The sequence below is a fragment of the Roseibium sp. genome (assembly GCF_048260565.1).
Classification (GTDB): domain Bacteria; phylum Pseudomonadota; class Alphaproteobacteria; order Rhizobiales; family Stappiaceae; genus Roseibium.
In genome coordinates, this window is the sequence record NZ_JBLXGP010000003.1 from 487,248 (window position 1) to 498,145 (window position 10,898).

A 10,898-nucleotide genomic window follows, 5' to 3' on the forward strand; every position below is an offset into this window, starting at 1 on the left:
CTTGGGATATCAGTAAATAGAATCGAACCACCCCTTCAACCGCACGTTTTCCCGATCCCGTCATGCTGATCTTTCTTGGAGCCGTTTTTTTTCTGCTGATCACGCCGGGCCCCGGCGTGCTGTCGACTGCGGGTGTCGGCTCCGGGTTCGGCGCCCGGGCGGGTCTGCGTTATGTCGCCGGGCTTTTCATCGGCACGAATATGGTCGCCTTTGCCGTGGTCAGCGGCCTGGCTGCCGTCATCTTTTCCGTTCCGATTGTCAGGGATATCCTGTTCTACGCCTCGGCCGCCTATCTCTTTTATCTCGCGCTCAAGATTGCCCTGTCCGGAACGCGGATTGCCTTTATTCATTCCGAGCGGGCGCCGGGTATCATAGGCGGCCTGGCGCTCCAGGCGATCAATCCCAAGGCCTATGCGGTCAATACGACGTTCTTTTCCGGGTTCAATTTCTATCCCGACAGTCTCGCGACGGAAACGGTCCTGAAATTCCTGGCGATCAATGCGATCTGGGTGCCGGTGCATCTGATCTGGCTGGGGGCGGGGATTTATCTCCATCGACTGGATCTGAGCGAGAGGGCGCATTTCGCCATCAATGTGCTGATGGCCCTGTCGATGCTCGCCGTCGTTGCACTCGCAGCCTATGCCCAGATGTAGGCCGGCACGCTGCTGAATTGTCAAAACTGCTGAATATTGAAGGAGGTAACCGTGTAAAAACCGGTTTCCCTTAAGTGATCGGCAACCGTTTTTTGATAGTTTCAATTTCGGTAGATTTCGGAGACGAGTAATGCACGCCCTGGCGCACCTTCAGGATCAGGAAGATGTCACGGAAGAAGTCCTTGTGATCGACTTCGACAATCTTGCCTGCATCAAGGCCATAGTTTCGAATGTGAGCGAATGGGGCTGCAAGCTCATTGCCGACGATGTGAACGAACTGCGCAAGAATATCGGGATCCGCGTCGGCAACACGGGCAAGCTGACCAAGGCCCAGGTGACCGCGGTCAAGGGCAATGAGGCGGCGGTCGTCTTTCCGCGCGCGGATACCGGCACGGTTCAGGACAAGCGCCGCGAGCGGCGCAACAAGGTGTCCATTCCGGTCAAGATCGCCGACAAGGAAGGCATTACCGAAATTTCCGGAACGATCGTGGACGCAGGCCAGAACGGCTGCCGGGTGAGCGCAAAGGGGCTTAAATCCCTGCCCGATGAAGTCATGCTCACCATCAAGAAGTTCGACAAGCCGGTCGCGGGCGAGTTCGTCTGGCGCAACGACAATTCTGCAGGCCTGCGCCTCGTATGGGAAACCGTGGAAGTAGCCGGTTAGGCCGGTTCGATTACTTGCCGAGTGCCGCCGCCGCGCGCGCCAGCCGTTCGATTTCATCCCACTGCTCGGCCTTGATCATTTCGGCCGTCGCGACCCAGGACCCGCCGACACAGATGACATTCGGCAGGTCAAGATAGGTCTTCGCCTTTTCCGGCGTGATGCCGCCGGTCGGGCAGAATTTTATCGCGCTCAACGGCGAGGACAGGGATTTCAGATAGGCAGCGCCACCAGCCTGTTCGGCAGGGAAGAATTTCAGCCGGCTGTATCCACGTTCCATCAGACGCATCACTTCCGAGGCCGTCGCCGCCCCCGGTAACAACGGCACGTCGTAGTGTGCCGCGGCATCGACCAGGGCGTCGGTCGCTCCGGGCGACACGACGAACTGGGATCCGGCGGCAACCACATCGGCATACTGGCCTGCGTTGAGCACCGTGCCCGCGCCGACGATCGCATCGCCGACATGTTCCCGGATGGCGTCGATGGCTTCAAGCGCGTGCGCGGTCCTGAGCGTGATTTCCAGGACTTTCAGTCCGCCTTGCACCAGTGCCTTTGCCATAGGGACCGCTCTTTTCGGGTCTTCGATGATCAGGACCGGAATGACCGGAGCCGCGCTCATGATGGCATCCAGTCGTTCGGTGTTCTGGGACATTAATCGGATCTCCTCAAAGGGCTGTTCAGCTATCGTCTGTTTTTAGGCGCCAAACACATGTGCGCCCGCATCCGCTGTTCCGACATTGGCGCGGAAGGCGGCGAAGAGGTCGCGGCCGACACCGGCCTGATGGGCACTCAGGTCCTGGGTTGCCGGTTCGCGCGCGGCGAATTCCGCCGCGTCGACCAGAACTTCCAGGGCGCCCGTTACGGCGTTGATGCGGATCATGTCGCCGTCGCGGACCTTTGCGATCGCGCCGCCGTCGGCGGCTTCCGGCGTCACATGGATCGCCGCCGGCACCTTGCCGGAAGCGCCCGACATGCGTCCGTCGGTGATGAGCGCCACCTTGTGGCCGCGGTCCTGCAGGATGCCGAGGGAAGGGGTAAGCTTGTGCAGTTCCGGCATGCCGCAAGCCTTCGGCCCCATAAAGCGGACCACTGCGGCGATATCGCCGTTGAATTCCTTGCGGGAAAAGGCGGCCAGGAAGTCCTCCTGGGAATGGAACACGCGGGCAGGCGCCTCGATCACGTGACGCTCCTTGGCGACGGCGGAAATCTTGATTACCGCCTTGCCGATGTTGCCGGTCAGCATCTTCAGGCCGCCGGTCGGCTGGAACGCCTTGTCCAGCGGTGCCAGAACGGTTTCATCGCCGGAGGTTTCGGGCACCGGCTCGCGCCGGACGGTGCCGTCGGCGTCGAGTTTGGCTTCGACCGTGTAGCCGGAAAGATCCGTGCCATGGACCGTTTTGACGTCCTGGTGCAGGTAGCCGTCGGAAAGCAGTTCCCGGATCAGGAATCCCAGGCCGCCGGCGGCCTGGAAATGGTTCACGTCCGACTTGCCGTTCGGATAGACGCGGGCGAGAAGCGGGACCACGTCGGAAAGGTCGGAAATGTCGTCCCAGGTCAGCCGGATGCCGGCGGTCGCTGCCATGGCGACAAGATGCATGGTGTGGTTGGTGGAGCCGCCGGTGGCATGGAGGCCGACCACACCATTCACGATGGCCTTCTCGTCGATCACTTCGCCGACGGGCGTGAACTCGTTGCCGAGTGCCGTGATGGCCAGCGCCCGTTTCGCGGCTTCGCGGGTCAGGGCGTCGCGCAAGGGGGTGCCCGGATTGACGAAGGAGGCGCCGGGCATGTGCAGCCCCATGATTTCCATCAGCATCTGGTTGGAATTGGCGGTGCCGTAGAAGGTACAGGTGCCCGGGCCGTGGTAGGCCTTGGACTCCGATTCAAGAAGGGCGTCCCGACCGACCTTGCCTTCGGCATAGAGCTGACGGATCTTTGCCTTTTCGTCGTTGGAAATGCCGGTCGTCATCGGGCCGGCGGGAATGAAGACCACCGGCAGATGGCCGAAGGAGAGGGCGGAAATCACCAGCCCCGGCACGATCTTGTCGCAGATGCCCAAGAAAACCGCGGCGTCGAACATCTGGTGCGACAGGCCGACGGCGGCGGCCATGGCGATCACGTCGCGGGAAAACAGGGACAGTTCCATGCCGTCCTGGCCCTGGGTAACGCCGTCGCACATGGCCGGCACGCCGCCGGCGACCTGGGCGACCGCGCCCACTTCATGGGCTGCCTGTCGGATCAGGTCGGGAAAGTGCTCGTAAGGCTGATGGGCCGACAGCATGTCGTTATAGGCGGTGATGATGCCGAGGTTCGGCACCACATCGCCGGAAAGCGCCTGCTTGTCGGAAACACCGCAGGCCGCAAAACCGTGGGCAAGATTGCCGCAGGACAGGCGGGAGCGGTGCGGTCCCTTGTCGGCTGCGGCACGGATCCGGTCCAGGTAGCGGGACCGGCCGTCATGGCTGCGTTTAACGATGCGTTCGGTGACTTCGCCGACGCGGGCTTGGATGGTCGTCATGGCTGGTTCCTCGATCGCGTGTTCAAAAGATTTGGACCGGACAGCTCAAAGTCCGTCTTCGGCCCAGGTGCGGCCGTCCCGTTCCACCAGGGCGATGGAGGCCGACGGACCCCAGGTGCCGGCGGTGTAGCCGCGCGGCTTGTCCTTGGAATTTGCCCAGGCCTCCAGGATCGGATCGACCCAGCCCCAGGCTGCATCCACTTCGTCGCGGCGCATGAAAAGGGTCTGGTTGCCGCGGATCACGTCCATGATCAGTCGTTCATAGGCATCCGGATTGCGTATCTTGAAAGCTTCCGCAAAGCTCATGTCCAGGGGAACCTGGCGCAGACGCATGCCGCCTGGACCCGGGTCCTTGATCATGACCTTCATCTGGACGCCTTCGTCCGGTTGCAGGCGGATGATCAGCCGGTTGGCGGATATGGTACCCGCTTCCTCATCGAAGATCGAATGGGGGATCGGCCGGAACTGGACGACGATCTCCGACACGCGCTGGGCAAGCCGCTTTCCGGTGCGCAGATAGAACGGAACGCCAGCCCAGCGCCAGTTGGCGATTTCCGCCTTCAGCGCGACGAAGGTTTCGGTGGTGCTGGTCTCATTGCCGAGTTCCTCCAGATATCCCGGCACGGCGCCGCCTGCGGAGGCGCCCGCGCGGTACTGGCCGCGGACCGTGACCTTGTCCATATTCTGTTCGCTGATCGGGGCGAGGGCCTTGAGGACTTTCAGCTTCTCGTCACGGACGCTGTCGGCATCCATGGATTCCGGCGGCTCCATGGCCACGAGGCAGAGCAACTGGAGAATATGGTTCTGGACCATGTCGCGCAGGGCGCCGGCGGTATCGTAATAGCCGGCGCGTCCGCCGACACCGAGGGATTCGGCGACGGTGATCTGGACATGGTCGATGTGAGCGGCGTTCCAAAGCGGTTCGAACAGGGCGTTGGCAAATCGCAGCGCCATCAGGTTCTGCACCGTTTCCTTGCCCAGGTAATGGTCGATACGGAAGATCTGATGTTCGTCGAAGACGGCGCCGACGGTATCGTTCAGGATCTTGGCGGAGGCGCCGTCCTTGCCGATCGGCTTTTCGATCACGACCCGTGTCTGGTCGGTGACGAGCCCGGCCTTGCCGATCTTTTCGCAGATGGTGCCGAACAGATCCGGGCCAACCGCGAGATAAAAGGCGCGGATCACGTCGGGCCGCTCGTTCAGGATCTTCTTCAGCTCGTCGAAACCCACGCCGCTGCCGATGTCGATCTTCACGTAGTAGATGCGGTTCAGGAAGCGGTCGAGATGGGCCTCGTCGATCTCGGACACGTGTTCCTTCAGCGCCAGGCTGGCCCATTCGCGGTAGTCTTCGTGGGAATAGTCGCGGCGGGCGCTGCAGACGATGCGCGCATTCTCCGGCATCTGGCCGTCGCAATCGCGGTGGTAAAGGGCGGGGATCAGTTTGCGGTGGGCAAGATCGCCCGAGGCCCCGAAGACCACGAGGTCGAAATCGTCGACTTCCAGGAAACGTGCCACCATGAAAAGAACCCCAATCCTGATATTTTCGACTGCGTTTTAAATCGATTTAATTTTCTTGTCAGCAACTGTTTTCAAACCGGAGGACGTCGTCCCGCGAGGGCAGGTCCGCGCCCTGTCTGGTGCAGGTCAGCGCGGAAGCGTTGACCGCCTTCAAGACAATCTCATGCAGTGCAGCATGGTCAAGACCCTCAAGGGCCTCCCGGCCGGTGATATCACGCGAAACCAGTCCTGACAGCAGGGCGGCCTGGAAGGTGTCGCCCGCTCCGACGGTGTCGATGACGGTTACGGTCCGGCCGGAGACTTCGACATGAAGATCCCCGGTGAAGGCTTCCGCGCCCTTTGCGCCGGCGGTAACGATGACCAGCGTTGCGCCCAAATCGAGCCAGTGCCGGGCGATGTCGGCGGGCGCGCGATCCGGGTAGATCAGGGCCAGGTCCTCGTCGCTGACCTTGATGATGTCGGCCAGGGCGGCAATGTCTTCCGTGTTTTCCCGCCAGCGGCAAAGGTCGGCGACGACCGTCGGGCGGATGTTCGGGTCGAAGGCGATCAGGCAATTCGCCTTTTGCTGGTCTATCAGCGTCTTCAGGGCCGACGCGACCGGTTCGACGAGGGCCGAATAGGAGCCGATGTGCAGGATGGAAAGATCGGGGATTCCTTCGGGAAGGTCGGCAACCGTGACCATGCGGTCGGCGGCGCCGTCTCCGTAGAAGGTATAGGCCGGGTGGCCGTTCGCGTCCTTTTGTACAACGCTGAGGGTCGTCAGCGCCTCCGGACGGCAGACATGGCGGGTCTCGACACCTTCCGATCTGAGCCGGCCGATCAGTTTCTCACCGAGCAGATCTTTGGAGATGCCGCCGAAAAAGGCGACGTCCTCGCCAAGCCGGGCCAGGCCGATCGCCACATTGAAGGGCGATCCGCCCACATAGGCGTCGAATGCCACGGGATCTTCAGCAAGGTCGGAGGCGAACATGTCGAACAGCGCTTCGCCGCAAATCAGTATCATCGGGTTCTTCCAGAATTGCGGACCGGCACTCGTTTGAAGATGCCGGTCCGCCGGGAGGGGGCTTTCGGACCGGTTATGCCGCAAGCCCTTCAGGGGGATCCATGGCCCCGGTCATGATGGCGACCGCATCCGCCATGGAAAAATCCTGCGGCTTGATGACAGCCGCGCGTTTTCCGAGCCGGTGAATGTGAATGCGGTCGGCCACCTCAAAGACGTGGGGCATATTATGGCTTATGAGGATGATGGGGAGCCCACGTGCTTTCACGTCCTTGATCAGTTCGAGCACGCGGCGGCTTTCCTTGACGCCGAGTGCCGCGGTCGGTTCGTCCATGATGACCACCTTCGAACCGAAGGCGGCGGCGCGTGCGACGGCGACACCCTGGCGCTGGCCGCCGGACAGGGTTTCGACCGCCTGATTGATGTTCTGGATCGTCATCAGACCGAGTTCGGAGAGCTTTTCACGGGCCAGCTCTTCCATTTTCCGGCGGTCGAGCTGGCGCAGCCACTTGCCCCTGAAACCGGGTTTGCGGATCTCGCGGCCCATGAACATGTTGTCGGCGATGGAGAGCGCCGGCGACATGGCAAGCGTCTGGTACACGGTTTCGATGCCGGCCTCGCGGGCCTGGATCGGTGACGTGAACTGGATCCGCTTGCCGTTCAGGTGGATTTCACCTTCATCGGGAACGACCGCGCCGGAAATCGCCTTGATCAGGGTGCTCTTGCCGGCACCGTTGTCGCCGATCACGGCAAGGATCTCTCCCGGCATCAGATCGAAATCGCAATGATCGAGGGCGGTTACGCGGCCGTAGCGCTTGACGAGATTGCGGCCTTTGAGAAGAGGTTCCATCAGACTGCCACCTTTCTGATCCACTGGTCCACGGCGACGGCGGCGATGATGAGCACGCCGATGAGCAGATAGGTCCATTGCGCGTCGGCACCGAGCAGACGCAGGCCGAGGGTGAAGACGCCGACGATCAGGGCGCCGAACAGGGTTCCGAGGATCGAGCCCCGGCCGCCGAAGAGGGAGATCCCGCCGATCACGACCGCGGTAATGGATTCGATGTTCGCCAGCTGGCCCGAGGTCGGCGACACGGAGCCGATGCGCCCGATCAGGGCCCAGCCGGCAAAGGCGCAGATCAGGCCGGACAGCACGTAAACGGAGATCAGGGTCTTCCTGACCTGAACGCCTGATAGGGCGGCCGCTTCCGGATCGTCGCCGACGGCATAGACATGGCGGCCCCAGGCTGTGTGGCGCAGGCAATAAGCCAGCACGATGACCAGCAGCACCATGAAGATCACGCCATAGGTGAAGATCGCGCCGCCGACGGTGACCTTGTTGCCGAAGAAATGGAGCAGGGGCGCCTGTTCGGCGATTTCCTGGGCGCGGATGGTTTCGTTCGCGGAATAGAGGAAATTGGTCGCCAGCACGATCTGCCACATGCCGAGGGTGACGATGAACGGCGGCAGCTTCATCGCGGCGACGAGCCAGCCGTTGATATAGCCGCAGATCGAGCCGCAAAGCAGACCGGCGAGGACGGCAAATGGAGCCGGTATTCCGTAGCGGAAGGCGAATTGCCCCATGACCACCGAGGACAGGACCATGATCGCGCCAACGGAAAGATCGATCCCGGCCGTCAGGATGACGAGGCTCTGGGCCGCGGCGACAATGCCGACGATCTGCACCTGCTGCAGGATCAGCGTCAGGGCGAAGGGCGAGAAGAACTTCGAGCCGAGCAGGATGCCGAAGACGAGCATGGACAATAGCAGCACGATCAGCGGCACCAGCGACGGTGTCATATGCAAAGCATGCTGAACCTTGTGCATCAGGCCGTGACGATGGTCGTCGAAGGCGGCCACCTGCTGGGGGCCTGCCGCGGCAGCGGCCTCATAGGACGCCGGATTGGCGGCCGACTGGTTGTTCGAAGTCATCCCTTTATCCTCCCACGGACTTTTCTTCGTTTCTTGGAGCCTCTCCGGGCTCTTTGAACTCGAGGGCGGCTGAGCCGCCCCCAAGACGAGCTTGCCGTTTCCGGCGGGTTTCGATCAACCCCAGCAGAGCTTCGTGCCTTCGGCGGTGTCGATGGACGGTACGCCTTCGACCGGTTTATCGGTCACGAGCGCGACGCCGGTGTCGAAGAAGTCCTTGCCCGGGCTCGGCTCAGGCTTGGCGCCGCTCTTGGCGTATTCGGCAATGGCTTCGATGCCTTTTGAGGCCATCAGCAGCGGGTATTGCTGCGAGGTGGCGCCGATCACGCCGTCCTTGACATTGGCGACGCCGGGGCAGCCGCCGTCGACGGAAACGATCAGAACGTCGTTTGCACGGCCGATGGCCTTGAGCGCTTCATAGGCGCCGGCTGCGGCCGGTTCGTTGATGGTGTAGACCACGTTGATCATCGGGTCCTTGGCGAGCAGGTTTTCCATGGCCTTGCGGCCGCCTTCCTCGTTGCCGGCGGTCACGTCGTTGCCGACGATGCGCGGATCGGTTTCGTCGCCCCACTTGTTCGGATCGCCGAGGTCGATGCCGAAGCCCTGCAGGAAACCCTGGTCGCGCAGCACGCCAACGGTCGGCTGGCTTACGCCGAGGTCAAGCATGGCGATCTTGGCATTGGCCGCATCGGCGCCGAGCGCGGCCGCGGCCCATTTGCCGATCAGTTCGCCGGCCTTGAAGTTGTCGGTGGCGAAGGTGGCGTCGGCGGCATCGACCGGATCGAGCGGCGTGTCGAGGGCGATCACCAGCAGGCCCGCGTCGCGTGCCTGCTGAACCGACGAGACGATCGAGGAGGTATCGGAGGCGGTCAGAAGGATACCCTTCGCGCCGTCGGCGATGCAGGTCTCAATGGCCGCGACCTGGGTTTCATGGTCGCCGTCGATCTTGCCGGCGTAGGTCTTCAGGTCGATTCCGAGTTCCTGGGCCTTGGCCGATGCGCCTTCCTTCATCTTGACGAAGAAGGGATTGGTGTCGGTCTTGGTGATCAGGCAGGCGGAGATGTCTGCTGCCGCAGCGGGTGCAGCCGCCATGACCGCGAGGACGGAGCCTGTTGCGAGTAGCTTACGGATCATTTCGTTTCCTCCCTGGCCGTGTCTTGAATTGACGGTTCGGATTTGGCCAGTTCTGACCCGAACCGTAACTGTTATGGCCGTATTTTTTGGGCCGTATCTATCAGGCCGGGACACCGGCCGCTTCGTTCCGGATCGCAGCCCCGGCGGATCCTCCGGGCCGGTTGCCGGTCAAAATCGCCGCGCGCGGCGAGAAGTTGAAAAACATCGGCAGGCTGGCGGCGCCGATCGCGCCTGCGTCCTGATGAAAGTTGCCGAACAGCAGATCGGGCGTGTTGCGGGCTTCGGGCGCGGCGTCCGCCAGTGCCGCGGCCAGCCCTTTCGTCAGCCGCTCGGCGAATGCGCCGTCGAGATCGCTGTCGATGATGACGAGCGGCATGTCGAGCAGGGCATAGGCGGCGCCGAGCGACGGCGTGAGCGCATCGATGCAGTCAGCCATCCATTCGGTAACCGCCGGGTCGTCGTGCTCGACTGCATCCTGAAGATCCAGGCGGCTGAGCGACGCAAAATTCTCCGGCGACAGGTGGCGTGCAAGCGACACCAGCGAGGCGCGGGTCAGAAGCAGATCCCATTGCTTCTTCGGCTCCGGCGCCGTCGACAGCCTGCTCGGCGGCACGGGCATCATGGCGACGTCGCCCGCATTGCCGGTGACGCCACGCACGACGTCGCCGGACAGGATCAGGCCGCCGCCGATTGCCGGGCCGAGGAAGAGATAGAGGAAGTTGTCGTGCTCCCGGCCGTGGCCGTAGAAGAGCTCCGCGACTGCCGCCGCCGTGCCGTCGTTCTCGTGAAACACCGGCAGGTCGGTGGCGTCCTGCAACGCTTCGGTGATGTCGAAATCGTCCCACTCTCGGAAACTGGCCGGCGGCAGGCCGAGTTCATGGAGCCAGGCACCCAGGTTGAAGGGCTGGGCAACGCCGATCCCGGCAATGCGGTCCTGTTCGTCTTCGCTCAGCAGAGACTTGAGGTTGTCGAGGTCGCTGCGGATGATTTCCAGGGCCTTGGCGGGCGGCGGCAGGATCATGTCGTGGCCGCGGCGGCCGATGACCTTGCCCTCGAAATCGAGCAGGACGACTTCCAGATTGGTGCGGTCGATCCGTACGCCGAAGCCGAAGGCGCCGCGCGGGGCGAGTTTCAGGAGGGTCGCCGGTTGACCGCGGCCGCCGGCATGGCGCTTGCCGCTTTCGGCGATCAGTCCGTCATCGATCAGGGTCTGGATGATGCCGCCGACAGCCGCATTGGTCAGTTTCGTCGAGCGGGCGAGGTCGGCCTTGGACGCGCTGCCGGCGCGGCGAAGCATCAGCAGAACGATACGCTCGTTGTACTGGCGCAGTTGCGCGGAGTTCGATCCGCGCCCGCTTTGACCGCGCTTGTTCAAGGCCTGTTCCTCCCGGACGCCGCCTGCCGGCGGTCAATTTCAGTTTGGTGTTATTAATTATTGTTGATTTAACTATTTGTAATCGGTGGTTTTCTGTCAATCTAAAAAGC

Annotated in this window: 10 protein-coding genes; 2 read left to right on the top strand and 8 right to left on the bottom strand. The window is 62.5% G+C overall.

What is annotated here, in order from left to right:
• Positions 1 to 62: 62 nt before the first annotated feature.
• Positions 63 to 653 carry a LysE family translocator gene (locus ACN0SO_RS10465; protein ID WP_417677302.1) on the top strand — a complete coding sequence of 197 codons (591 nt, stop codon included), beginning with the start codon at positions 63 to 65 and terminating at the stop codon, positions 651 to 653.
• Positions 654 to 783: 130 nt separating this feature from the next.
• Positions 784 to 1,317, top strand: a complete 534-nt coding sequence (locus ACN0SO_RS10470; protein ID WP_417677304.1) for a PilZ domain-containing protein — start codon at positions 784 to 786, stop codon at positions 1,315 to 1,317.
• Between the two features lie 10 nt (positions 1,318 to 1,327).
• Here the strand turns inward: ACN0SO_RS10470 and ACN0SO_RS10475 are convergent, their stop codons facing one another.
• From ACN0SO_RS10475 to ACN0SO_RS10510, 8 genes are all read right to left on the bottom strand, one after another.
• Complete coding sequence (locus tag ACN0SO_RS10475; protein WP_417677306.1) at positions 1,328 to 1,966, bottom strand: bifunctional 4-hydroxy-2-oxoglutarate aldolase/2-dehydro-3-deoxy-phosphogluconate aldolase; 639 nt, start codon at positions 1,964 to 1,966, stop codon at positions 1,328 to 1,330.
• Positions 1,967 to 2,008: 42 nt separating this feature from the next.
• Complete coding sequence (gene edd, locus ACN0SO_RS10480) at positions 2,009 to 3,832, bottom strand: phosphogluconate dehydratase (protein WP_417677308.1); 1,824 nt, start codon at positions 3,830 to 3,832, stop codon at positions 2,009 to 2,011.
• 45 nt (positions 3,833 to 3,877) lie between these two features.
• On the bottom strand, positions 3,878 to 5,350 hold the full coding sequence (gene zwf, locus ACN0SO_RS10485) for a glucose-6-phosphate dehydrogenase (protein WP_417677310.1): 1,473 nt from the start codon (positions 5,348 to 5,350) through the stop codon (positions 3,878 to 3,880).
• A 58-nt stretch (positions 5,351 to 5,408) separates the two neighbouring features.
• Positions 5,409 to 6,353 (bottom strand): carbohydrate kinase family protein, encoded by a 945-nt coding sequence (locus ACN0SO_RS10490; RefSeq protein WP_417677312.1) that lies wholly within the window; start codon positions 6,351 to 6,353, stop codon positions 5,409 to 5,411.
• 73 nt (positions 6,354 to 6,426) lie between these two features.
• Positions 6,427 to 7,200 (bottom strand): ATP-binding cassette domain-containing protein, encoded by a 774-nt coding sequence (locus ACN0SO_RS10495; protein WP_417677314.1) that lies wholly within the window; start codon positions 7,198 to 7,200, stop codon positions 6,427 to 6,429.
• Positions 7,200 to 8,282, bottom strand: coding sequence for an ABC transporter permease (locus tag ACN0SO_RS10500; protein ID WP_417677316.1), 1,083 nt, complete (start codon positions 8,280 to 8,282; stop codon positions 7,200 to 7,202). The genes ACN0SO_RS10495 and ACN0SO_RS10500 overlap by 1 nt, the downstream gene beginning before the upstream one ends.
• 114 nt (positions 8,283 to 8,396) lie before the next feature.
• Positions 8,397 to 9,413, bottom strand: a complete 1,017-nt coding sequence (locus ACN0SO_RS10505) for a sugar ABC transporter substrate-binding protein (protein WP_417677318.1) — start codon at positions 9,411 to 9,413, stop codon at positions 8,397 to 8,399.
• A 100-nt stretch (positions 9,414 to 9,513) separates the two neighbouring features.
• A complete protein-coding gene (locus tag ACN0SO_RS10510) occupies positions 9,514 to 10,788 on the bottom strand; it encodes an ROK family transcriptional regulator (protein WP_417677320.1) in 1,275 nt (424 codons plus the stop codon).
• Between the last annotated feature and the right edge of the window lie 110 nt (positions 10,789 to 10,898).